Origin of the sequence: Chelativorans intermedius (genome assembly GCF_025398255.1) — a bacterium.
GTDB lineage: Bacteria > Pseudomonadota > Alphaproteobacteria > Rhizobiales > Rhizobiaceae > Chelativorans > Chelativorans intermedius.
Map to the genome: position 1 here is coordinate 81,967 of NZ_JAODNW010000005.1, position 22,800 is coordinate 104,766.

At 68.8% G+C, this 22,800-nt stretch carries 25 protein-coding genes and 1 riboswitch; of the genes, 10 read left to right on the forward strand and 15 right to left on the reverse strand.

Annotated elements, in window-relative coordinates:
• Entirely contained in the window at positions 1 to 1,314 is a 1,314-nt protein-coding gene (locus NYR58_RS06150; RefSeq protein ID WP_261519608.1) for a sugar ABC transporter permease, read from the reverse strand.
• 90 nt (positions 1,315 to 1,404) lie between these two features.
• The gene (gene xylF, locus NYR58_RS06155; RefSeq protein WP_261519609.1) at positions 1,405 to 2,448 is read right to left on the reverse strand and encodes a D-xylose ABC transporter substrate-binding protein; all 1,044 of its coding nucleotides are present in this window, start codon (positions 2,446 to 2,448) and stop codon (positions 1,405 to 1,407) included.
• Positions 2,449 to 2,619: 171 nt separating this feature from the next.
• Here xylF and NYR58_RS06160 point away from each other — a divergent pair, with 171 nt between their 5' ends.
• A complete protein-coding gene (locus NYR58_RS06160; RefSeq protein WP_261519610.1) occupies positions 2,620 to 3,855 on the forward strand; it encodes an ROK family transcriptional regulator in 1,236 nt (411 codons plus the stop codon).
• A 36-nt stretch (positions 3,856 to 3,891) separates the two neighbouring features.
• Here the strand turns inward: NYR58_RS06160 and NYR58_RS06165 are convergent, their stop codons facing one another.
• Genes NYR58_RS06165 through NYR58_RS06175 form a run of 3 tightly spaced genes read right to left on the reverse strand, consistent with a single transcriptional unit; the run spans position 3,892 to position 5,468 of the window.
• Positions 3,892 to 4,257 (reverse strand): response regulator, encoded by a 366-nt coding sequence (locus tag NYR58_RS06165; protein WP_261519611.1) that lies wholly within the window; start codon positions 4,255 to 4,257, stop codon positions 3,892 to 3,894.
• A 51-nt stretch (positions 4,258 to 4,308) separates the two neighbouring features.
• A complete protein-coding gene (gene hpt / locus NYR58_RS06170) occupies positions 4,309 to 4,851 on the reverse strand; it encodes a hypoxanthine phosphoribosyltransferase (RefSeq protein WP_261519612.1) in 543 nt (180 codons plus the stop codon).
• Positions 4,852 to 4,859: 8 nt separating this feature from the next.
• Entirely contained in the window at positions 4,860 to 5,468 is a 609-nt protein-coding gene (locus tag NYR58_RS06175; RefSeq protein WP_261519613.1) for a hypothetical protein, read from the reverse strand.
• Between the two features lie 176 nt (positions 5,469 to 5,644).
• Here NYR58_RS06175 and ftsE point away from each other — a divergent pair, with 176 nt between their 5' ends.
• The 4 genes from ftsE to NYR58_RS06195 all read left to right on the forward strand — a co-directional run bounded on the left by ftsE (position 5,645) and on the right by NYR58_RS06195 (position 8,982).
• Positions 5,645 to 6,304 (forward strand): cell division ATP-binding protein FtsE, encoded by a 660-nt coding sequence (ftsE, locus tag NYR58_RS06180; protein ID WP_261519614.1) that lies wholly within the window; start codon positions 5,645 to 5,647, stop codon positions 6,302 to 6,304.
• Entirely contained in the window at positions 6,297 to 7,298 is a 1,002-nt protein-coding gene (locus NYR58_RS06185) for a cell division protein FtsX (RefSeq protein WP_261519615.1), read from the forward strand. Before ftsE ends, NYR58_RS06185 begins: the two co-directional genes overlap by 8 nt.
• Positions 7,299 to 7,388: 90 nt before the next feature.
• Positions 7,389 to 8,093: a YdcF family protein gene (locus NYR58_RS06190; protein WP_261519616.1), complete on the forward strand. Its 705-nt coding sequence runs from the start codon at positions 7,389 to 7,391 to the stop codon at positions 8,091 to 8,093.
• A gap of 94 nt (positions 8,094 to 8,187) precedes the next feature.
• Positions 8,188 to 8,982 (forward strand): lysophospholipid acyltransferase family protein, encoded by a 795-nt coding sequence (locus NYR58_RS06195; RefSeq protein WP_261519617.1) that lies wholly within the window; start codon positions 8,188 to 8,190, stop codon positions 8,980 to 8,982.
• On the opposite strand, the gene NYR58_RS06200 is transcribed toward NYR58_RS06195, so the two are convergent.
• Positions 8,957 to 9,520, reverse strand: a complete 564-nt coding sequence (locus NYR58_RS06200; protein ID WP_261519618.1) for a gamma-glutamylcyclotransferase — start codon at positions 9,518 to 9,520, stop codon at positions 8,957 to 8,959. The two genes, NYR58_RS06195 and NYR58_RS06200, sit on opposite strands and share 26 nt — an antisense overlap.
• A 65-nt stretch (positions 9,521 to 9,585) precedes the next feature.
• Between NYR58_RS06200 and NYR58_RS06205 the strand changes: the two genes are divergently transcribed.
• Positions 9,586 to 10,581 (forward strand): DUF2125 domain-containing protein, encoded by a 996-nt coding sequence (locus NYR58_RS06205; RefSeq protein ID WP_261519619.1) that lies wholly within the window; start codon positions 9,586 to 9,588, stop codon positions 10,579 to 10,581.
• 29 nt (positions 10,582 to 10,610) lie between these two features.
• Here the strand turns inward: NYR58_RS06205 and NYR58_RS06210 are convergent, their stop codons facing one another.
• Both NYR58_RS06210 and hisC read right to left on the reverse strand, forming a co-directional pair.
• Entirely contained in the window at positions 10,611 to 11,564 is a 954-nt protein-coding gene (locus NYR58_RS06210) for a prephenate/arogenate dehydrogenase family protein (RefSeq protein ID WP_261519620.1), read from the reverse strand.
• Positions 11,557 to 12,669: a histidinol-phosphate transaminase gene (hisC, locus tag NYR58_RS06215; protein ID WP_261519621.1), complete on the reverse strand. Its 1,113-nt coding sequence runs from the start codon at positions 12,667 to 12,669 to the stop codon at positions 11,557 to 11,559. The genes NYR58_RS06210 and hisC overlap by 8 nt, the downstream gene beginning before the upstream one ends.
• Positions 12,670 to 12,750: 81 nt before the next feature.
• Positions 12,751 to 12,828, forward strand: a riboswitch (SAM riboswitch).
• Between the two features lie 54 nt (positions 12,829 to 12,882).
• Between hisC and metA the strand changes: the two genes are divergently transcribed.
• Complete coding sequence (metA, locus tag NYR58_RS06220) at positions 12,883 to 13,821, forward strand: homoserine O-acetyltransferase MetA (RefSeq protein ID WP_261519622.1); 939 nt, start codon at positions 12,883 to 12,885, stop codon at positions 13,819 to 13,821.
• A 51-nt stretch (positions 13,822 to 13,872) separates the two neighbouring features.
• Here the strand turns inward: metA and NYR58_RS06225 are convergent, their stop codons facing one another.
• Together NYR58_RS06225 and NYR58_RS06230 are read right to left on the reverse strand one after the other, a co-directional pair.
• On the reverse strand, positions 13,873 to 14,961 hold the full coding sequence (locus NYR58_RS06225) for an NAD(P)H-dependent flavin oxidoreductase (RefSeq protein ID WP_261519704.1): 1,089 nt from the start codon (positions 14,959 to 14,961) through the stop codon (positions 13,873 to 13,875).
• A 2-nt stretch (positions 14,962 to 14,963) separates the two neighbouring features.
• Positions 14,964 to 15,731, reverse strand: a complete 768-nt coding sequence (locus tag NYR58_RS06230; RefSeq protein ID WP_261519705.1) for a class I SAM-dependent methyltransferase — start codon at positions 15,729 to 15,731, stop codon at positions 14,964 to 14,966.
• A 100-nt stretch (positions 15,732 to 15,831) separates the two neighbouring features.
• Here NYR58_RS06230 and gloB point away from each other — a divergent pair, with 100 nt between their 5' ends.
• Entirely contained in the window at positions 15,832 to 16,599 is a 768-nt protein-coding gene (gene gloB / locus NYR58_RS06235; RefSeq protein WP_261519623.1) for a hydroxyacylglutathione hydrolase, read from the forward strand.
• A 5-nt stretch (positions 16,600 to 16,604) separates the two neighbouring features.
• Here gloB and yddG read toward each other — a convergent pair whose 3' ends face one another.
• The gene (yddG, locus tag NYR58_RS06240) at positions 16,605 to 17,498 is read right to left on the reverse strand and encodes an aromatic amino acid exporter YddG (RefSeq protein ID WP_261519624.1); all 894 of its coding nucleotides are present in this window, start codon (positions 17,496 to 17,498) and stop codon (positions 16,605 to 16,607) included.
• Between the two features lie 24 nt (positions 17,499 to 17,522).
• A complete protein-coding gene (locus NYR58_RS06245) occupies positions 17,523 to 18,287 on the reverse strand; it encodes a DUF3108 domain-containing protein (RefSeq protein WP_261519625.1) in 765 nt (254 codons plus the stop codon).
• A gap of 238 nt (positions 18,288 to 18,525) precedes the next feature.
• Between NYR58_RS06245 and rpmB the strand changes: the two genes are divergently transcribed.
• Positions 18,526 to 18,831, forward strand: a complete 306-nt coding sequence (gene rpmB, locus NYR58_RS06250) for a 50S ribosomal protein L28 (protein ID WP_261519626.1) — start codon at positions 18,526 to 18,528, stop codon at positions 18,829 to 18,831.
• A 63-nt stretch (positions 18,832 to 18,894) separates the two neighbouring features.
• A complete protein-coding gene (locus NYR58_RS06255) occupies positions 18,895 to 19,521 on the forward strand; it encodes a VUT family protein (RefSeq protein WP_261519627.1) in 627 nt (208 codons plus the stop codon).
• On the opposite strand, the gene NYR58_RS06260 is transcribed toward NYR58_RS06255, so the two are convergent.
• Genes NYR58_RS06260 through NYR58_RS06270 form a run of 3 tightly spaced genes read right to left on the reverse strand, consistent with a single transcriptional unit; the run spans position 19,473 to position 22,793 of the window.
• On the reverse strand, positions 19,473 to 20,543 hold the full coding sequence (locus NYR58_RS06260; RefSeq protein ID WP_261519628.1) for an esterase-like activity of phytase family protein: 1,071 nt from the start codon (positions 20,541 to 20,543) through the stop codon (positions 19,473 to 19,475). The genes NYR58_RS06255 and NYR58_RS06260 overlap by 49 nt on opposite strands.
• Positions 20,544 to 20,548: 5 nt before the next feature.
• Positions 20,549 to 22,432: a cobaltochelatase subunit CobT gene (gene cobT / locus NYR58_RS06265; protein WP_261519629.1), complete on the reverse strand. Its 1,884-nt coding sequence runs from the start codon at positions 22,430 to 22,432 to the stop codon at positions 20,549 to 20,551.
• 13 nt (positions 22,433 to 22,445) lie between these two features.
• Positions 22,446 to 22,793, reverse strand: a complete 348-nt coding sequence (locus tag NYR58_RS06270; protein WP_261519630.1) for a GFA family protein — start codon at positions 22,791 to 22,793, stop codon at positions 22,446 to 22,448.
• Positions 22,794 to 22,800: the final 7 nt, after the last annotated feature.

The window sequence follows — 22,800 nt, forward strand, 5'->3', positions numbered from 1 at the left end:
CTATTTCACGCGCCTGCGGTAGAGCGTGTCCAGCCACACGGCCAGCACCAGCACCGCGCCGACCACGATGTTCTGCAACGGCGTGTCGATGCCCAGAAGCACCATGCCCGAGGCCAGCGATTGCATCAGCACGGCACCGATCATGGCGCCGGCCACCGTGCCCACGCCGCCGCCGAGCGAGGTGCCGCCGATGACGGCGGCGGCGATGACCAGCAGCTCGTCCAGCGTGCCGGCCGCATTGGTCGCCGCGTTGAGGCGGGCCGTCGTGATGGCGGAGGAAATCGAGGCCAGCACCCCCATCAGGATGAAGATCTTCATCACCACCCAGCGGGTGTTGATGCCGGCCAGCTCGGCCGCCTCCGGGTTGCCGCCAATGGCGAAGACATAGCGGCCGAAGCGCGTGCGCAGGGTCAGGAACGTCATGACCACGCCGACGCCCAGCGCCATCAGCACCGGAATGGCGATGCCGTGGGCGATGAACATCCCGCCCTCGGGAATGACGATGTTGTTGGCCTCGGCATAGCGCCGCACGATGCCGATGGGCCAGGGATAGGAATTGGCCACCGCCACGGCGCCCAGAACGAGCGCGCTGCCGACGATGCCGAGAAAGGCCTCTGCCCAGAGCGGGCGCAGCGGAAAGTTGAACTTCCGTCGCTGCCTGCGGCCCTGGATCAGCAGAAGGATGATCGCCGCGCAGGCGGCAAGGCCCACCACCCAGCTCCAGAAGGCGCCGATTGCGCCGTCCGGCCCGCCGCCCATTAGGCGGAAGGTGGCATCCATGGGCGCGACCGTGCGGCCGCTCGTCACCCACCAGGCGGCGCCGCGCCATACCAGAAGTCCGCCCAGCGTGACGATGAAGGCGGGCACGCCGAGGAAGGCGATGATGTAGCCGTGCAGCGCGCCGATCAGCGCACCGGTCAGCACGCCCACGGCAAGGGCCACGAGCCAGATGGCGGGATGACCGAAGCCCAGAATGTCGGGCAGGATCTCGGCCTGGGTGACGCCCATCACCATGCCGACAAAGCCGAGCAGCGAGCCCACCGAAAGGTCGATGTTGCGGGTGACGATCACCAGCACCATGCCCGTGGACATGATGGCCACGGAAGCCGACTGCACGGACAGGTTCCACAGGTTGCGCGGGGTGAGGAACAGACCGCCCGAGAGAAGATGAAAGCCGATCCAGATGAGGGCCAGCGCTCCCAGCATGCCGAGCATGCGCGTGTCGAGCTCTGTCGCCTTGAGAAACCGCGCCACCGCGCCTGTCTGCGCGTGCGAGGCGCCTTGTGAGGGTGCTTGAGACGTCGCGTCCGCCATTCTGCCGTTCTCCTGCCCTGCCGCAGTCGGATTGAGAAAACGCCGCGGCCCGTGGGCAGGCCGCGGCGCTTCGTCATGTCCTGCCGGCTGTCAGCCGCAGACCTCGACCGTGCCGGGTGCAACACCCTGGCAGACGACGTCCTTCGACACCCAGCCCGCGTCGATCACCACGTCGAGATTGTCGCGGGTGATCGGGACCGGCTTCAGGAAGACCGCGTTCATCTCGACGCCGTTCGGCCCGTCGGACCATTTCACGGCGCCCTCGATGTCCTCCATGGCCGTGCCTTCGGCCAGCGCGTTGGCGATCTGGGCAGCCGCCTTTCCGAGGTCGCGCGCATCCTTCCACACGGAGACCGTCTGCGTGCCGAGCGCGATGCGGTTGAGCGCGGCGTGGTCACCGTCCTGGCCGGAGACCGGCACGCTGCCGGCGAGGCCCTGGGCTTCGAGCGCGGCCACCACGCCGCCCGCCGTGCCGTCATTGGAGGCGACGACGGCATCCACCTCGTTGTTGTTGGCCGTCAGGATCTGCTCCATGTTGCGCTGCGCGTTGGCGGGCAGCCAGCCATCGGTGTAGGCTTCGCCCACATTCTTGATCTTGCCGGAATCGATCGCCTCCTGCAGAACCTCCATCTGCCCCTCGAACAGGAAGTCGGCATTGGGGTCGGCGGAGGAGCCCTTGATGAAGGCGTAGTTGCCTTCCGGCTGCACCTCGTAGACGGCGCGCGCCTGCATGCGGCCGACCTCCTTGTTGTCGAAGGTCAGGTAGAAGGCGTTCGCATTCTCGATCAGGCGGTCGTAACCGATAACGGGAATGCCCTCGTTGACCGCCTTTTCAACCGCCGGCCCGATGGCGGAGGCATCCTGCGCCAGGATGATGAGCGCGTTGGCGCCCTGCGCGATGAGCGATTCCACGTCGGTCAACTGCTTGGCGGGCGAAGACTGCGCATCGGCGGAGATGTAAGTGTTGCCGTCGGCCTCGATCTGCGCCTTGATCGCCGCCTCGTCGGTCTTCCAGCGTTCCTCCTGGAAATTCGACCAGGAAACGCCGATCACCTTGCCCTCGGCAAGTGCGGATACCGACATCGACAGGGACAGCGTAAGGCCCGCCAGAAGGGCGGTTGCAGCTTTTCTCATGATTTCCTCCCGAGCCCGCTTGGGGCATAGGTTTCGCTTGCTTGTAGAAGGCCCATTTTTTCGAGCCTCGAAAAAATAAATGACTCACGTTCAACCCCGTGTCAATATGACATTTCAGGCGGCTGGCGCGAGACGAGGGGCGCCGGCACCACCCAGGAGGGAGGAGACGGAGTGACCGCGGGTATCCGCCACGACGAGATGCGCAAGCGCAACCGCGCGCTGGTGATTGCCGCCGTGCGCCGGGCCGGCCAGCCCTCCCGCACGGAGATTGCCCGGCAGACCGGGCTCAGCCACTCCACCATCTCGGCCATCGCCTCCGACCTCATCGAGGAGGGCATCATGCGCGAGGTCGGGCAGGGGGAGGCGGCGCCGGCCCGCCGCGGGCGCCCGCAGGTGGCGCTGGGGCTCGACCCCGAAGCCGCCTCCGTGGCCTGCCTCCATCTCTCCTTCAACAGCCTGTCGGCGGTGCTGGTCGACTACCGGGGCCGCGTCATCGACAGCCGGCTGCACCGGCTGGAGACATTGCGGCTCAGCCGCGAGGCGCTGCTTGCGGCGGCGGTCTCGGCGGTGCGGGAGATTTCGGCCGGACGCGGCAACTTCCTGCGCATCGCCGTCGCCGTGCAAGGCATTACCGATGCCGCCGGCAGCCGCATGCTGTGGTCGCCGATCACGCCGCACAGCGATCTCGATTTCGGAGGCGCGCTGGAGGCCGCCTTCGGCGTTCCGGTGACCGTGCAGAACGATTGCAACATGATCGCAGCCGCGCTGCGCTGGCGCAACCCGCGGCGCTATCGCGACAATTTCGTCGCCATCCTGCTCTCCCACGGCATCGGCATGGGGCTGATGCTGAACGGCAAGCTGTTCACCGGCACCCGTTCCTCGGCGGGCGAGTTCGGCCACATGATCCACAGGCCGGAGGGCGCGCTCTGCCGCTGTGGCAAAAGGGGCTGCATCGAGGCCTATGCCGGCAACTACGCCATCTGGCGGCGGGCGCGCGGGCGCAGCGCCATGGAAGAGCCCGTCGCCGATGTGGAGCCGGGCGAGATGGAGGCGCTGGCGGCCATGGCGCGGCAGGAGGAAGGGCCGGCGCGCCAGGCATTCCGCGAGGCGGCAGAGGCCATCGGTTACGGAATCGGCAGCCTGTTCGCGCTGATCGACCCCGCGCCGGTGGCCATCGTCGGCCAGGGAACGGCGGCTTTCGACATTCTGGAGCCGGAGATCCGTGCCGCCCTGGCCAGGACGGCCGGCGGCCAGCACGCCGATGCCATTTCCTTCGAAACCTGGCCGGACGAGGAGCCGTTCATCCAGCATGGCTGCGCCATGACGGCGCTTTCCGGCCTCGATTGGGAGGTGTTCGGCCCCGGAATGGGGGGTAGGTCGGCCGAAAACGGGCGTATCGTCGCCTGAAACGGGGGTATCCCGGCCGCTACCTGGGAGGGAGGCTCAGGCGGCCAGCACCCGGCCCACGCGATCGCGCAGCTCCGCCAGGGTGAAGGGCTTGTTGACCACGCCGTACACCGTACCCTCCAGCTCGGCGGCGCGCTCGCGCTGCTCGGCGAAGCCGGTCATCAGCAGAAGGCGAAGGCCGGGATAGGCGCCGGCTGCGGCGCGCGCCACCTCGATGCCGTCCATCACCGGCATCCTGATGTCGGAGAGCACGAGGTCGAAGGCGCCCCGCGCCTCCTCGATCCTGCGCAGCCCTTCCGCGCCGTCCTCGGCGGTCTCGACCTGATGTCCGGCGGCGGCGAGCGCGCGGGCGGTGAAGGTGCGCACGGACGGGTCGTCCTCGATGATCAGCAATCTGGCCATGACGGCAGTGTTGCCATCAATCTCTTAACAGTTTGCTGAAGGGGCGGAAGGTCACGCATCGCCTTTCACGATGCCGACGAAGGGCAGCTCGCGGAAGGCATGCGCCACATCCATGCCGTAGCCGACCACGAAATAGTCCGGGCATTCAAAGCCCACGAAATCGGCCTCCAGGCTTGCCTGGCGGCGCGAGCGCTTGTCGAGCAGAACGGCGATGGAGACGGATCTGGCGCCGCGCGAGAGCATCAGCTCGCGGGTGAACTTCAGCGTCCTGCCCGACTCCAGAATGTCGTCGATCAACAGGATGTCGCGGCCCTTCACGTCGTTGTCGATGTCGCGCAGCACCTTGATCTCGCCGCTGGTGGTGCCGGCGCCGTAGCTGGAGATCATGATGAACTCCACCTCCGGCGAGATGCCGGCATCGTGCATGGCGCGGATCAAGTCCGCCGCGAAGATGAAGGAGCCCTTGAGGATCGACACGACCAGCAGGTTGTCGTGGTTGCGCGCGGCAATCTCCTTGGCAAGCTCCAGGTTGCGCCGGGCAATCGCCGAGGCCGAGAAGAGAACTTCGATTTCCTTGCCGCGCACGACGGGCATGGCTGTCGCTACTCCCTGAACGTCACCGAGACCGACTTCACCCCTTCCTTAGGGGCGGCGAGGCGGCCGGAGAAGGAGAAGCGTTCGCCCGCCGCGAGCAGCCTGCCGTTTGTCCCCAGGAAATAGTGGGTCGTGCGGCCGCTCCTGTCCAGCACATTGATGGCGAGATCGGGCAGACGGGCGGCGGAGGCCCCGCCATTCGCCGCCTCGCCATCGATGAGGAGGAGGGCGCGCGCGCCGCCGTGCTCGATGCGGCTTTCAAGCCGTGCGATGTGCAGGCCGGCCGCTTCCCGCGCGCGAAAGGCCGCCTGCCGCTCGAAGGCGGCATGGCCGCCCGAAACCCAGAAAGCGCCCGCCGCGGCCAGAAGGCAGCCCGCCCAGAACAGCGCGCCGCCGCCGCCCCGGCGCGCGGGGCGCGCCGCGCCGCGGCGCAGCCAGTCGAGCCCGGCGGGCGGGACCGCCGCCATGGCCCGCGGTGGCGCGGCCTCCCGGCCGGGCGCCAGCGTTTCATATTCCGCCTCCACGATGTCGGCGGGCGGCGGCGGGCCTGCGCCGGCAGGCCGCCCCTCGACAAGGATCTCGCCCGAAATGGGCACCGGGCTTTGCTTTTCGGGCATTCGCAGAAGAACCGTTCTTTCGCCGCCAGCCATTCTTCGCTAAAGCAAAATGGTTAACGCTTCGCCATTGCGCGCTTTTCGCGGCGCCGTTAACCGCCGGTTAACCATGCGCCCCGAAGGTCGGCGCGGCATGGGCGGAGGCAGGTTCCGCCACGCACAGCAGGCAAGGCGCCCCCGTGATACGGTTCGAGAATGTTGGCCTCAGATACGGCATGGGTCCGGAGGTGCTCCGCGACGTTTCCTTCGTCCTGCCGGAGCGCTCGTTCCAGTTTCTGAGCGGCCCGTCGGGCACGGGCAAGACGACGCTTCTGCGCCTTCTCTTCCTGTCGCTCAAGCCGACACGCGGCCTCATCACCATTTTCGGCAAGGACCGCTCGCGCATCACGCGCGAGGAGCTGCCGCACATCCGCCGGCGCATCGGTGTCGTCTTCCAGGATTTCCGCCTGCTCGACCATATGACGACCTATGAGAACGTCGCCCTGCCGCTGCGCGTGCGCGGCCGGGAGGAGGCGAGCTATCGCGCCGATGTGGTGGAGCTTCTCAAATGGGTGGGGCTGGGCGAGCGGATGCATGTGCTGCCGCCGGTGCTGTCGGGCGGCGAGAAGCAGCGCGCGGCCATCGCCCGCGCGCTCATCGAGCAGCCGCGCATCCTGCTTGCCGACGAGCCGACCGGCAATGTCGATCCGCAGCTTGCGCGCCGCCTCCTGCGCCTGCTGATCGAGCTCAACCGAATGGGAACCGCCGTCGTCGTCGCCACGCACGACATCGGGCTGATGGACCAGGTGGATGCGCGGCGCATGGTGCTTTCGGGCGGAAGGCTGGAAATCTATGACTAGCCCCAAGGCTTCCAGACTTCTGCTTCCCGCCGCCAGGCTGAAGGAGACGGTCAGCGCCGGTATCCGGCAGCAGGCGGCGCGGACGCTGGAGCGCCGCCGGCTGACGCCCATCGTGCCGCCCGACAGCATCGCCGGGCGTGCCATGGTGCTGGTCATCGCCATCATGACCTTCCTGTCCTGCCTGACGCTGGGCGCGGTGACGCTGGTGCGTGACACCGCCGCCGCCTGGCAGACCGAGATTGCCCGCGAGGCGACGATCCAGATCAAGCCTGCGGAAGGGCTCGACATGGAGGGCGCGCTGGGGCGGGCGCGCGCCGTCGCCGCCTCCTACCGCGGCGTGCGCGGCGCCACCATCGTCGACCGCGCGGCCACCGCGCGCCTTCTGGAACCGTGGCTGGGGCCGGGGCTCGACATCGACGAGCTGCCCGTGCCGCGGCTCGTCATCGTCACCATCGACCCGGTGGAGCGGCCGGATTTCGCGGCCATGCGCGCCGAGCTGGCCGAGGCCGTGCCCAGCGCCGTGCTCGACGATCATCGCGGCTGGGTGGACCGGCTGGTGGCCATGGCGCGCACCACCGTGACCATCGGCATGGCCGTGCTGGGGCTCATGCTCTCGGCCACCGCGCTTACCGTCATCTTCGCCACGCGCGGAGCCATGGCGGGCAACGGGCATGTGATCGAGGTGCTGCATTTCGTGGGTGCGGAGGCACGTTTCATCGCCCGCGAGTTCCGTCGCCACTTTCTGATCGCCGGAACGCGCGGCGCGGCGGCCGGCGGGGCGGCGGCCGTCATCGTCTTCGTCGTCTTCTCCTGGTGGTCCTCGCGCAATGTCGCCACGCCGGAGGGCGACCAGACGGCGGCGCTGTTCGGCAATTTTTCCATCGGCCTGTCCGGCTATCTGGGCGTGGCGCTGGTGGTGCTGCTCATTGCCGGGCTGACGGCGGCCACGTCCCATTTCACCGTCATGGCTCATCTGAAGCGCATCGAGACATGAAGTCACGCCCGGAGACCGCGCGTAACGCTTTGTGTCCGGCCGTGGGGCCCATGGCTAGCCCTCGCCGCAATTGAAGGTTAATCATGCGCCATGAGCGAGATTGCGGGCATATCGGCCAGGGCTGATTCGCAGCGCCAGCGCGGGTGGCGGATCGTGCGCGCCGCCGCTGCATGCCTTGCCGCCTGCGGCTTTGCCTTCCTTCTGGGCTTCGTCGCGTTCGTCGACCATGTGGCGCATCTCGAAGTGCCGAAGGAGCTGCGCCCTGCCGATGGCATCGTGGTGCTGACCGGCGGCCAGTCGCGCATCGGAACGGGGCTCGACCTGCTCAAGGCGGGCAAGGCCAAGCGACTGCTCATCAGCGGCGTCCACCCGGCCGCCCGGCGCGACGACCTGCGGCTTGCCATCGGCGGCGACCGGCAGCTCTTCAACTGCTGCGTGGATATCGACCGGGCGGCGCTGAACACGGTCGGCAATGCCGAGGAAAGCGCCAAATGGGTGGGCGCGAACACCTATGCCAGCCTGATCGTGGTGACCAACAACTACCATATGCCGCGCAGCCTTCTGGAGATGCGCCGCCTTCTGCCCGCGGCCGACCTGCAGCCCTATCCGGTGGTCAACACGCCGCTCAGGGACGCAAGCTGGCTTGCCAAGCCGAACGCGCTGCGCGTGCTGTTCACCGAATATGTGAAATACACCGCCGCGCTTGCACGCGGCCTGCTGCCCGCCGCACAGCCGCAGCCGCAACCCGTGGAGGTGCGCGCCCGGCCGGTGCGCGCCACCGCTTCCGCGCAGTGAACGGTGCCGATTTTCGCCGACGGGCTTTGCGAAGAGCCGCGCCCGGGGTTAAAGGGCCTGCGGACCATCCGCACTGTCGCTTCGGGAACCTCGCATGCTCTTTCTCCGCTCGCTGGCGTTCAATGTCGCGTTCTATCTGAACCTCATCGTCCAGATGATCCTCTGGACACCGCTCTATTTCGCGCTGCCGCGCAGACGGGCGTGGTTCGTGCCCAAGGTATGGGCGGCCTCCAGCCTGTGGCTGCACCGGGTGCTGGTCGGCGCGCGGGCGGAGTTCTGCGGGCTTGAAAACCTGCCCGAGGGGCCCTGCATCATCGCGCCCAAGCACCAGTCCTTCTGGGACACCATCGCCTTCCTGCCCCACATTCCTGACGCGCTCTACATCCTCAAGCGGGAGCTGATGTGGATCCCGCTGTTCGGCTGGTACGTGGCCAAGATGCGCATGATCCCGATCGACCGCGGCAGCCGCGCCAAGGCGCTGCGCCAGGCGGTGCGGATCGCCCGCGAGCGCCTGAAGGAGAACCGCCAGCTCATCATCTATCCCGAGGGCACGCGCCGCCCGCCGGGGGCGGAACCGGCCTACAAATACGGCATCGTGGAGCTTTATGCACAGCTCAACGTGCCGGTGGTGCCGGTGGCGCATGTGGCCGGGCTCTACTGGCCGCGCCGCCGCTTCATGCGCTATCCGGGCACCATCCGTGCCCGCTTCCTGCCGCCCATCGAGCCCGGGCTCCCGCGCGAGGCGTTTCAGGAGCGGCTGATCCGCGAAACGGAAGCCGCCTGCGACGCGCTGCTTCTGGAAGCGGCGGAAGGCCCGAACCCGCCGCCCCTGCCGGAGACGGCGCAGCGCCGGCTGAGGCAGCTCAGGGGCGCGGTGGCGGAGAGCTGAGTCCCGCCCCGTCCGGCCAGGAATCGGTGATCCTTGCTGCCACCGCCTCCAGCCAATGGTCGCGGATGCCCAGCGCCTTCAGGTGGGCGAGCGTGTTGAGCACATATTCTTCGTTGCGGCCGGACTGGCCGACGGCGCCCGAGACCCTCAGCGCCGCATGCTCGGGGTCGAGGTGGCCGGCATATTGCGGATGGGTGCGGTCGACGACATAGGCCAGCGCCTCGACGACCGGCCCCCCATGCAGCCGGACCGGCAGGCGGCGCTCCAGATAGACGTTGGTCACCAGCTCGCGTTCGCGCAGATAGGCGATCACCTCGCCCGACAGGTCCCCCGGCACCCGGAAGGCCAGGCCGATGCAGGAGCCGCCGCGGTCGAGCCCCAGAACGAGGCCCGGCCTGTCGGGCGTGCCGCGATGCACATGGGAGTGCACGCACAGCGCCCGGCGATAGCCGAAAAGCCGTGCCTTCCTGGTTTCCACATGGGCAAAACCGGGCCGCCACATCAGCGAACCGTAGCCAAAGACCCAAAAATCGTCCATTTGCACCTGATGTTCGAGTGCGCCGGCGCGGCGCCGCTGGCAGCCGGGGTAACTGGAGGACGGCCATGACGTCAAGAACGGGAACGGGTTCGCGCTACGGCCGGCGCATCGCCGGGCTGGCGGCGGCCATCGTGCTGGCCGTGCTGGCCTATTCGGGCGCGTGGTACTATGGCGCGCACTGGCTGGAGGGGCAGGCGGAGGCAACGCTTGCCAGGCTCAACGGCAAGGGCGTGCGGGCCTTCTGCGAGGAGCCGCAGGCACGGGGCTATCCCTTCCGCATCGGCCTGTTCTGCCGCAGCGTGTTCTACGAGAACAGCATGAAGGGCGTTTCCCTGCGCGCCGGCGCGCTGCGCTCGGCCGCGCAGATCTACCAACCGGGGCGCGTGATGGGCGAGCTCGACGGGCCGGCGGTGCTGCGTCTGCCCTTTGCGGCAACCCTGGAGGCGCGCTGGGAGAGCCTGCGCGCCAGCGCCCGCCTCGCACGTCCCCTGCCGCAGACCCTGTCCGTCGAGGGGCGGCAGGTGCGGATCTTCGACGGGGAGGCGGGCATGGCGCTGGCCACGGCTGCGGACCTGCAGTTCCATGCCCGCCCGCAGGAGGCGACGGATCTGGAAACGGCGGTGAGCTTCGAGGCGCTGGCGCTCGAAGGCGATCTGGCGGATGGCCTGCCGCCGCTCATCTTCGACGGGCGCGCGCATCTGACCCTGCATGACGGGGTGGAACTGCTTCTGGAGAGGGCGTGGCCGGGCCTGCGCGGGCGCTCGGGAACCGTGCACGAGCTGGCGCTGGCCGTCGCCGGCGGCGGGCCGGAGCTTTCGCTTTCCGGTCCGGTGACCATCGGCCCGGACGGGCAGATCGACGCAGAGCTTGCGGTCAAGGTGAGCAAGCCGGAGCGCCTGGCCGAGCTTGTCTCCGAGGTCTTTCCGCAGGCGCGCAAGGGCCTGATGGCGGCAGCGGCGGTCTTCCGCGGGCTCGGCGACGTGCCGTTGCCGGTGCGCATCGTGCGCGGCCGGGTGTTCGTGGGAATCGTGCCGGTGGGCAGGATCCCGCCGGTCGGATAGGCGAGGCGCCGCCTTCGCCCGGGCGCCTTTCAGCCCTCCTCGGGCTGCGGCGTCTGCGGGTGATGGGCCACCACGTGACGGCCGAAATCCGGCGCGTCCACCTCCTGGCCGGCCTCGATGATGGAGCGGCGGATGTCGCGCGTGCGGGCGAACAACGCGAACAGCGCCTCGCCATCGCCCCAGCGGATGGCGCGGCGCAGTGCCGAGAGGTCCTCGGAGAAGCGGGCCAGCATTTCGAGGATGGCTTCGCGGTTGTGCAGGCACACATCGCGCCACATGGTGGGGTCGGAGGCGGCAAGGCGGGTGAAATCGCGGAAGCCGGAGGCGGAGTACTTGATGACCTCGGACTTCGTCACCGTCTCCAGATCGTCGGCCGTGCCCACGATGTTGTAGGCGATGATGTGCGGCAGGTGCGAGACGATGGCCAGCACCATATCGTGGTGCTCGGCGTCCATTATGTCCACCTTCGAGCCGCAGCGCTCCCAGAAATTGGTGAGGCGCGCCAGCGCCTGCGGGTCGGTGTCGGGCAGCGGGGTGAGGATGCACCAGCGTTGCTCGAACAGCTCCGCAAAGCCCGCATCGGGGCCGGAATGCTCTGTACCGGCGATGGGATGGCCGGGAATGAAGTGGACGCCCTCGGGAACGAACGGCGCCATGGCGCGGATCACCGAGCCCTTGGTGGAGCCAGCATCGGTGAGGATGGCGCCGGGCTTCAGGGTGCCGGCGATCTGCTCGGCGACGCTGCCCGAGGCGCCGACGGGCACGGAGACGATCACCAGGTCGGCATCCTGCACCGCCTCGGCGGCATCGAGGCTGTAGGCGTCGCCGAGGCCCAGCGCACGTGCGCGCTCCAGCGTCTCGGGACTGCGCGTGGCGATGGCGATGCGCCGGGCCAGCCGCTCGCGGCGGATGACGCGGGCGAGCGAGGAGCCGATCAGACCAATGCCGATCAGCGCGATTCTGTCGAACAGCGGCTCAGCCACGGTCTCGCCCGCTCATGAAGTCGGCCAGCGCCGCGACCACGCCGCGATTGGCCTCCTCCGGCCCCACCGTCATGCGCAGCGCGTTGGCAAAACCGTAAGCGGCCACCCGGCGCAGCACAAAGCCGCGCGCGGCCAGAAAGGCATCGGCGTCCTGCGCCGTCCTGCCGGCATTCTCGGGGAAGTGAACGAGCAGGAAGTTGCCGATGGAGGGGGTGACGCGCAGGCCGAGCGCGGTGAGCTCCTGCGTCAGCCAGGCGCGCCACGTCTCGTTGTGCGCCACGGCGCGCTCCACATGCGCCCGGTCGCGGACGGCGGCGGCGCCCGCCGCGATGGCCAGCGTGTTGACGTTGAAGGGGCCGCGCACGCGGTTGACCGCGTCGACCACATGGGCAGGCGCATACATCCAGCCGATGCGCAGGCCCGCCAGGCCGTAAATCTTGGAGAAAGTGCGCGTCATGACGACGTTCTCGCCGCCGGAGACCAGTTCGATGCCGGCCTCGTAGTCGTTGCGGCGCACATACTCGGCATAGGCCGCGTCGAGCACCAGAAGCACATGGCCGGGCAGGCCGGCGCGCAGGCGCCGCACCTCCTCGACCGGCAGGTAGGTGCCGGTGGGATTGTTCGGGTTGGCCAGGAAGACGACCCTGGTGCGCTCGCTCACCGCGGCGAGAAGCGCGTCGACATCGGCGCGCTCGTCCGTCTCCCTCGCCACCACCGGCGTGGCGCCGGCGGCCAGGATCTGGATGCGGTAGACGAGAAAGCCGTGCTGGCTGTAGAGCCCCTCGTCGCCGGGGCCTAGATAGGTGTGGGCCAGCAGGCCCAGAAGCTCGTCCGAGCCGTTGGCGCACAGGATGTTGGCCGGGTTGAGCCCATGCACCTCGGCGATCGCCTCGCGCAGCTTCGTGGCCGCGCCATCGGGATAAAGCTCCAGGTGGCCGGCGGCCGCGCGCATCGCCTCCAACGCCGCCGGCGATGGGCCGAGAGGCGTCTCGTTGGAGGAGAGCTTCCAGACCCTGGAAACGCCGGGAACGCTCTCGCGGCCGGGAACATAGGCAGCGATGTCGAGAATGCCGGGCCTGGGCTGCGGGCGAACGGGCAAGGTCATGGCAGCGTTCCGTCGAATACTGGGCGGCCTGCTATAGAGCATCGAATGCATTGACGCAAAGGGTTGCACGGCGTAAAAAACGCGCTGAACCGTGGTGATTTGGCCGGTCGGCTTGCAGCCACGTTAAAGAAGTCGCTAAAAGGCCGCGAGACCTGCAGTTCGTGAGACCGGCCGCGCCTTCGCTGCCGGTTTTTTTGTTTGGAGCCCGCTTCCATGCCGATAAAGATCCCGGATCAACTTCCCGCCCGCGACGTGCTGGTGCGCGAGGGCGTGTCCGTGATGGACGAGCGCACGGCGCTGCGCCAGGACATCCGGCCGCTGCAGATCGGGCTCCTCAATCTCATGCCCAACAAGATCCGCACGGAGACGCAGTTCGCCCGCCTGATCGGGGCGACACCGCTGCAGGTGGAGCTGACCCTCGTGCGCGTCGGCAACCACAGGTCCAAGAACACGCCGGAGGAGCACCTCATCACCTTCTACCGCACATGGGAGGAGGTGATGGAGCGCAAGTTCGACGGGTTCATCGTCACCGGCGCGCCGGTGGAGCTTCTGGACTACGAGGATGTCACCTACTGGGAGGAGCTGACCCGCATCTTCGACTGGACCGCTTCCAACGTTCACTCCTCCTTCTTCATCTGCTGGGGGGCGATGGCGGCGGCCTGGCACTTCCACCGCATCCCCAAGCACACGCTGCAGAAGAAGGCGTTCGGCGTCTTCCGCCACCGCAACAACGCGCCGGCATCGCCCTATCTCGCCGGCTTCTCCGACGATTTCGCCATCCCCGTCTCGCGCTGGACGGAGATCCGCCGCGCCGACATTCCGGCGGATCGCGGTCTGGAGGTGCTGATGGAGTCGGACGTGACCGGCCCCTGCCTGCTCACGGAAGCGACGGGCAACCGGCTCTACATGTTCAACCACATCGAATACGACTCCACCTCGCTCAAGGAGGAGTACGACCGCGACGTGGCCGCCGGCACGCCGATCGAGGTGCCGCACGGATACTTTCCCGGGGACGATCCGTCCCGCCCGCCGCTCAACCGTTGGCGCTCGCACGCCCACCTGCTCTTCGGCAACTGGATCAACCAGGTCTACCAGACCACGCCCTACGATCTGGAAGAGATCGGCACGGCTCGGCCCTCCGCCGGGTCGTAGGAGATATGCGACGCCGGCCGGGCGGTGGAGCGGCGCCGCTTGCCTCGGCGGTCACGCCGGGGCGGCATTCGGCGCAGCCTTCAGCAGGGCCGCCGCGTCCCTCGCCAGCCTGCTCGTCAATTCGCCGGCCGGCATCGGCTTTGCCAGCGCCGCGGCCTGTCCGGCCCAAAGCGGCGAGAAGTCGCCGGAGCCCGCCTCCTCGGCCGCCCTGCGCAAGGGCATGAGCGCAGCGGTGGCGAGCGGAAAGGCCGGGGCGTCCGGGCTGATGGGACCGATCTCGCGCACAACGCGGTTTGCCAGGCCGCGCGCGGGCCTGCCGGTGAAGACGTTGGTGAGCACGGTCCGGTCGTCGCGCGCGGCGGCGAGTGCGGCCCGGTGAACCGGGCTGGTGAGCGCCTCGGGACATTGCAGATAGGCCGTGCCGAGCTGAACGCCGGCCGCGCCCAGCATGAAGGCGGCAGCGATGCCGCGCCCGTCGGCGATGCCGCCGGCGGCAATCACGGGGATGGAAACGGCGTCGACCACCTGCGGCACCAGCGCCATGGTGCCGGGCTGGGTGGCGATATCGTCTTCGAGAAAGATGCCGCGATGACCGCCGGCCTCCGCCCCCTGGGCGACAATTGCGTCGCAGCCCTTTTCTTCCAGCCAGCGCGCCTCGGCAACCGTGGTGGCCGAAGCGACGATCCTTGCGCCGGTGGCGCGCACCCGCGCGAGCAATGCCTCCTCCGGCAGGCCGAAATGGAAACTGACCACCTCCGGGCGGTACTCCTCGACGATTTCGCAGGCCCCCTCGTCAAACGGATTGCGCCCCGGCCCGGCGGGCGCGGCCGCGGGATCGAGGCCGAACTCCGCGTAATAGGGTGCAAGCCGCCTGTGCCAGCGCACCTGTGCGGCGGCATCCGGCAGGGGCTGCCGGTGACAGAAGAAGTTGAGATTGATGGGCCTGTCGGTATGCTGGCGGATGATGCCGAGCTCGGCGCGGATCTGCGCGTGGCTCAGCAGGGCGCAGGGCAGCGCTCCGAGACCGCCGGCCCGGGAGACGGCGATGGCGAGCTGTGCGCCGCCCGAACCCGCCATCGGGGCCAGAAGGATGGGCTCGTCGATGCCGAAGAGGTCGAGAATCCGCCGGTCGTGCCACATGGTCATTCCTCCCGTTTCATGGGCATGGCCGCTCCGGGGCCGAAGCCGGTCGCGCCCTGTGGGGTGAGCACGGGGACCAGCGCCCGGCGGGCGCGCCGTGCCCTGGCCGGCAGGCCCTGGTAGAGCCGCTTTTCAGCCTCGACCACCAGCGCGCCGGCAAACAGCGGCCAGAAGCGCCGGCCGGCGCGCTCGAGCACCTGGTGCAGGCGCATCACCCAGCGCCGCCGGGCGGGCGGGAAATGCAGCGTGTCTGCCCAGGCGCCGGGCGTGAAGTTGGCCTCGCGCAGGGCCTCGACGAGCTGCGCGCGCGAATAGGGCCGGCCGGTGCCGAAGGGCGTGTGCTCGAAGCGCGCCCACAGGCCACGCCTGTTGGGCACCACGATGACCAGGCGGCCGCCCGGGGCGAGCACGCGCCAGATCTCCATCAGGGTCTGCTGCGGGTTTTCCGCGTGTTCGAGCGCGTGGACGAGCAGCATCCGATCCACCGAGGAATCGGGCAACGGCAACTCTTCCTCGAAGACCAGCGCACAGGCCGAGGGCCGGCCCGGTGGCCAGCGCATTGCCCCCTGCCGCGCCGGCATGAGGGCGAAGACGCGTTCGGCATCGGCGCCGAAACGGTCCAGCCACGGCACGGCATAGCCGAGGCCGACCAGCCGCTCTTCCGGCAGGCGGGTCCACACGGAGGACAGCGCCATGGCGATGGAACGCTCCGCCAGCCGCCCGAGCAGGCTCGCATAGAAGGCCCTGAGATCGACGATGTCGGCGTTCATGGGCCGAACGGTAAGCGCCAAGAAGGGCGACGGCAAGACGCCTCGTGGCGGGTGACAAATCACCCCCGCCGCCCTATCGTGCAGGCCGAGGGAGACGCCCATGACACTCAAGATCGAACAGTTCATGTGCCGCAGCGACAATTTCGGCGTGCTGGTGCACGACAGCGCCACGGGCGAGACGGCGCTGATCGACGCGCCGGAGGAGCGGCCGATCCTGGAGGCGGTGGAGCGCACGGGCTGGACGCCCACCATGATTCTCACCACCCATCACCATGGCGACCATGTGGCCGCCAATCTGGCGCTCAAGGAGCGCTTCGGACTGACCATCGCCGGCCCGGCGGCGGAGGCCGACCGCATTCCGGGCATCGACCGCAAGCTGAAGGAGGGCGACACGGTGCGCCTCGGCCGGCAGGCGGCGCGGGTGATCGCCACGCCGGGGCATACGGCCGGCCACATCAGCTACCATTTCGCCGAGGCCGGCGTCGCCTTTACCGCCGACACGCTGTTCGCGCTGGGCTGTGGGCGGCTGTTCGAGTGCAAGCCGGCGGTGATGCTCGAATCGTTGAAGAAGCTCGTCGCCCTGCCGCTGGAAACCGTGATCTACTGCGGGCACGAATATACGCTGGCCAATGCGCGCTTCGCGCTGACGGTCGATCCCACCAACTCCGCCCTCAAGGAGCGGGTCAGGCATATCGAGGCGCTGCGGCGCGAGGGGCGGCCGACACTGCCCACCACGCTGGCGCAGGAAATGGCCACCAACCCGTTCCTGCGCTGGCACGATCCCGTCATCCGCCGCAATCTCGGCATGGAGGATGCCACCGACGAGGCGGTGTTTGCCGAAATCCGCAAGCGCAAGGACGTCGCCTGACGCCGTCAGGCCGCGGCATCGCCGGGAAGGGCGGGCTTTCTGGCAAACAGCATGTTCTTGGCGGCAAGGGCCGCGCCGCCCGTGATCAGCAGGCAGGCGGCGAGAATGTTGGCGGTGGGCTGTGCCTGGCCGGCGGCGATGAGGATGAGGGTGGACAGGAGCGGCGCGGCATAGCTGGAGGCGCCCAGCACCTGGATGTTGCCGTGCTTCACGCCATGGTCCCACGCATAGAAGGCCGCCCCCACCGGCAGCAGCCCGAGGCCCAGGACAGCCAGCCACTCGCCGAAGCCGGCCGGCCACACCGTCTCTTCCAGCGCCAGGTGGCAGAGGGTGGAAAGGACCGCCGTGGCCGCGCAGAACCACGTGACCATGCCCGTGGGCACGGCCTGGAAGCGGCGCGACAGCAGCGAGTAGCCCGACCAGAAGAGCGCGCAGCCGCCGGCGGCGAGATAGCCCAGCGCATAGCGGCCGTCGAAGCTCAGCCCGCCGCCCCTGGTGACGATGAGAAAGGTGCCGGCAAGCCCCAGAAGGGCCCCCGCCACGTGGTGCCAGCCCAGCCTTTCCCCCGGCATCAGCGCCGAGCCCAGCACGATGAGCAGCGGCCACAGATAGGCGATCAGGCTGGCCTCGACGGCCGGCGCGTTGCGCAGCGCCGTGAAGTAGAGGAAGTGATAGCCGAACAGCCCGCCGATGCCGACCAGCCACACCGTCGGGGATACCGCCCCGCCGCCGCGGAAGGCAGGCCAGAAGAACCGTGCCACAAGGCCGATGCCGGTGCCCACGGCGAAGGAGAGGGCGGAGAGCAGGAAGGGCGGCACCTTGCCCGAGGCGGCGGTGAACAGCGCCAGCAGCGCCCACATGACAACTGCCGAAAAGCCGATCAACGTGGCGCGCGCCATTCCTCCCCTCCATCGGAAACGTTTCTACATCGGGCGCGCCTTGATGTGCACCGTTCCGATCTTCGTTGCAATGGTTGCCTCGACGGGGGAGTAGAGATTGCGCCCCTCGACCTTTCGGAAGCCGACGAGAATGCGCGACCTGTCGCGCAGATAGGCGATGGAGGAATGGTCGCGGCGATAGCCCGCCACCGGCCTGAAGTGCGCCCGGCAGGTGACGCTGGCCCCGGCCATCGCCTGTGCCTGCGCCGCCGGCTCCAGCACGAGGTCGACGCGCGTCTCCCCGTCATACACCCGGATGGTGCGGCGGCACACCGCCGCCGCCTCGCCCACGGGCAGGAGCAGCGCCGACAGCGGATCGGCCACACCCTGGAGATGCCGGCGCTCGACCGGCACCCAGCTCCTGCCGTGCCGCTCGCTGGCCGGGCGGTTCTCCGTCTTCGTCACGCCCGCGGCGTCGAAGCGGATGGCGGTCGTCTTGCGCTTCTCGCCGCTCGTATAGGCCAGCGTGTATTCGCGGGGCCTTGCGGCGTCCGCCTCCACAGTGCCGCGCACGCGCACCGTGCCGTCGGCGGGCTCGAAGATGCGGGCGAGGCCGACGCTCGAGAACCGCCCGTCTATCTCGAAGGCGCGGCCCTCGAAGCGGCTTTCCAGAACGGCGCTGCCGATCGGCAGGCCGAGCAGCGATACGTCGTAGCGGGTGCGGTGGGTCTCCTTCGCAGCGGCAGGCGGGGCCATGCCGGTCAGAAGAAAGGCCGCGAGGGCGGCGGGAAGGATGTAAAGCCTGGCCATTTGCTGATCTCTCCTGCATGGGCGGCGAGGGCCGCGGGGTCCCTTCCCCTCTCAGCCAGAGCCAAAGGCGGCAAATTGGGCAGATGTGTGGACGCACGCCGCCAAGGCGGTGCTTGACCGGCAGGGCAAATGTCTTTATGGGGTGCGCCAATTCCCACGAGGCCGCCTCAACCCTTCCCGCGCGCCGTTTCCGCAAGGTGCGGCAGGGAGACTTGGCCCGAAAGATAAAGGTAGAAAGATGTCCCGCGCTTGTGAACTGACCGGCAAGGCCGTGATGAGCGGCAACAATGTGAGCCACGCCAACAACAAGACCCGCCGCCGCTTCCTGCCCAACCTCTGCGACGTCACGCTGATGTCCGAGGCGCTGGGCCAGAGCTTTCGCCTGCGGGTTTCGGCCCATGCGCTGCGCAGCGTGGAGCATCGCGGCGGGCTGGACGCCTTCCTGATGAAGGCGAAGTCCAACGATCTTTCTCAGCGTGCCCGGCTTCTGAAAAAGCAGGTGGCCAAGAAGCTGGCCGAGCAGGCGCAGCAGGCCGAAGCCTGATCCCTTTCGTCCGGGCGGGGTGCACGCGCCCCGCTCACTGGTTCCATCACCCAGGATAAAAAAATGACTCCCATCCCAACAGCCTGGCCCTTCGTGGCCGCCATGGCGATCATCGTGGTCGCCTCCAATATCCTCGTCCAGTTTCCCTTCCAGCATCTGGGCCTTGGCGAAATCCTCACCTGGGGCGCCTTCACCTATCCGCTCGCCTTTCTCGTCAACGACCTGACGAACCGCCGCTTCGGGCCGGCGGCCGCGCGCCGCGTGGTGCTGGTGGGCTTCGTGCTGGCCGTGATCCTGTCGGTGTGGCTGGCAAGCCCGCGCATCGCGCTTGCCTCGGGCGCGGCCTTTCTCGCCGCGCAGCTTCTCGACGTGGCCATCTTCGACCGGTTGCGCCGCAGCGCCTGGTGGCGGCCGCCGCTCGTCTCGACGCTGGCCGGCTCGGCGCTCGACACGGTGATCTTCTTCTCGCTGGCCTTTGCCAGCACCTTCTCCTTCCTGGATACGGCGCTGGGGCGCGAGGACGGCTCCCTGGCCTTTGCCGTGCCGCTGTTCGGCGTGGGGGCGGAGGTGCCGCTGTGGGTGTCGCTGGCGCTGGGCGATTTCGCGGTCAAGCTTCTCATCGGCTTTGCCATGCTTGCGCCCTATGGCGCGCTTCTCGGCGTGCTCAAGCCGGCGGAGGCAGCGCGATAGGGCAGCGGCCCGCCTGCCTGGTGCCCGGCCAGCCGGAACTCCAGATAGAGATTGCGCTGCAGGATGGAGTGGTTGTCATCGGAGATGAGCGAGACCATCAGCGCGCCGTCGGCGCGCCGCCACACCTCCAGCCCCTCCATATTGTCGATCTGGTGGCCCATGTCGGCCTCCAGCAGCACGGGGCCGTCGGCCACGCCGCCGGGCCGGATGGTCCGGCCGGCGATGCGGCGCAGCCGCATGGCGACGCCGGAGAGGACGGAGAAGCGCCGTTCGAGGAGCAGCAGGTCGCCATCCGGCAGAAAGACGCCGTCGGTGATGTCATAGCCGTCGCGGCGCGCAACGGTGAAGACGCCCCCGTGCGGGCCTTCCAGAATGGCGGCGAAGACATTGCCCCGGCGGTCGATGCTGCGCTCGGTGATGGCCACGCGCGCGCCGGCCAGCGCGCCTTCTTTCGGGGCATGGGCGATGGTCTCGAAGCCGCGGTTCACGCGCAGCTCGTGCGGGGGGACGAGGAAGTCCACCGTGCCGAGCCGCTCTCCCACGCCTTCGGGCGTGAGCCGGAATTCCACCAGGCGGTGGGCGCGCTCGAAACCGACGGTGGCGCGATCGTGCCGGAGCGCAAGCGCCTCGGCATCGCCGAACCACTTCTCGCCCGCCGCATTGCCTTCGGCGTCCCGGATGGGCGCCATGGAGAAGCGGGACAGGCCCTCGGGGCGGCCTTTGCCGTCGCGCAGGAGCGAACCGGAGAACCAGTAGCCGGTGTCGGTGACGCCGATGAAGCGATGGCCGCCGTCCAGGAAGCGGAAGGAGGAGAAGCCGCCGAAATGGGCTGCGCGCGCGCTCAGCTCCAGCCCGCCGACGAACTCCAGCGGGCCGAAGTGATTTTCTGCCGAGCCGATGCGGAAATGGGAGATGGGCCGGGCCGCGACCTCGAAGGTCTCGGGTGTTGTCTCATCCGTGCGCGCGCCGGCGGCGAGAAGCGCAAGCAGCGCACAAAGGGGAACGAGAGCGGCCCGGCGCACCAACGTCAGCCGGCGCGGCGGCGCCGTCCGCCCCGCCGCGCGCCTTCTTCCTCGAAGAGAGCGGCAAGCTGCTCCGTCATGGCGCCGGCGAGCTCCTCCGCATCGACGATGGTGACGGCGCGGCGATAGTAGCGCGTCACATCGTGGCCGATGCCGATGGCCAGCAGTTCCACGGGCGAGCGCGTTTCGATGAGCTCGATGACGGCGCGCAGGTGGCGCTCCAGATAGTTGCCGGGGTTGACCGACAACGTGGAATCGTCGACCGGCGCGCCATCGGAGATCATCATCAGGATGCGGCGCTGCTCGGGGCGGGCGACCAGGCGCTGGTGCGCCCACAGAAGCGCCTCGCCGTCGATGTTTTCCTTCAGCAGCCCCTCGCGCATCATCAGCCCGAGATTGCGCCGGGCGCGCCGCCACGGCGCATCGGCGGACTTGTAGACGATGTGGCGCAGGTCGTTGAGGCGGCCCGGATTGGCGGGCCGGCCCTCCTTGAGCCACTTCTCGCGCGCCTGCCCGCCCTTCCAGGCGCGTGTCGTGAAGCCGAGGATCTCCACGCTCACGCCGCAGCGTTCCAGCGTGCGCGCCAGGATGTCGGCGCAGGCGGCCGCCACGGAGATGGGCCGGCCGCGCATGGAGCCGGAATTGTCGATAAGCAGCGTGACCACCGTATCGCGGAAATTGGTGTCGCGCTCCTGCTTGAAGGACAGCGGCTGCATCGGGTCGATGATCAGGCGGGGAAGCCGCGCGGTGTCCAGAACGCCCTCCTCCAGGTCGAAATCCCAGGAGCGGTTCTGCTGCGCCATGAGCCGGCGCTGCAGACGGTTGGCCAGTCGGCCCACCGCACCCTGCAGATGCGCGAGCTGCTTGTCGAGAAAGGCGCGCAGGCGGTCCAGCTCCTCCTCGTCGCACAGGTCTTCCGCGCTCACCACCTCGTCGAACTGGCCGGTGTAGACGCGGTAGTCGATATCGTGCACCGCCTGGTCGAAGGGGCTTTCGGGGCGGCGCGCCTCGCCCGGCGTCTCGGCGTCCAGGTCTTCCTGGTCGGAGACCTCCTCGGCGGTGGTCGCGGCGGCGTCGCTCTCGCCCGCCTCGTTCTGGTCGCCGGCGGTGTCGGCCTCCTCCGCCTCGGCGCTTTCGCCCTGGGAGTCGTCCTCGCCGCCTTCCTCGCTCGTGTCCTCGCCCTTGGGCTGGTCGCCGTCCTCCTCGCTTTCCTCGTCCTGGCCGTGCTCCTCCAGATCTTCGCCCATGTCCATGGCGCCCAGAAGCTCGCGCACGGCGCGGGCAAAGGCACCCTGGTCCTCGATGTTGGGCAGAAGCGCGTCGAGGTTCCCGCCGGCCTTCTCTTCCACCCAGTCGCGCCACAGCGCGACGATCCGCTCGCCGCTCCTCGGCGCTGGGCGGCCGGTCAGCTTCTCGCGCACCATCAGCGCGATGGCCTCTTCGAGCGGGGCCTGCGAGCGGTCGCTCACCTCGGCCAGGTTGGCGCGGGCGAACTTGTCCTCCAGCATGGCGGCGATGTTGTCGGAGACACCCCGCATGGCGCGCGCGCCGATGGATTCCACGCGTGCCTGCTCCACTGCGTCGAAGATGGCGCGTGCCTGCTGGCCTTGTGGGGCCAGCCGGCTGTGCAGGCGTGCGTCGTGGCGGGCATGCCGCAGCGCCATGGAATCGCTGAGGCCGCGGGTGATGTGCAACGCCTCGGCGCTCGCCCGCTTCGGCAATTCGGGCAGGCGCATGCGATTGCCGGCGAGGCCCGGCCGATCCTTGGAGAAGGCAACCTCCAGCTCATGGTCGCCGGCAATGGCGCGCGTGCAGACCGTCACGGCGCGCTTGAAGGGGTCGAGCGGCGCCTCCTGGGGCTGTCCGGGCTTGCGGTTGGTCTGGCTCACACGAATGCGTCCCCTATTTCGCGCGGCCGTCGTAGCGGGTGGTCTGAAGGCCGTCGGGATCGACGCCTTCGAGGCAGCGCACATTGACGGCCACCATCCTCGTGCCGTCCGGCATCCGACCACGGGCGAAGGATTCCATTCCGCAGGTGGAACAGAAGAGATGCTGGATGGTCTTCGTGTTGAAGCGGTATTCCGTCAGCTTCTCCTCGCCCGTCTTCAGCGTGAAGTTATCCGCCGGGGTGAAGACCAGGATGCTGCCGCGGCGCGAGCAGTAGGAGCAGTTGCAGGTGATCGGTCTGGAAAGGTCCAGATCCGCCTCGAAGCGCACGGCCCCGCAGTGGCAGCTGCCCTCATAGTGCATCCTACTC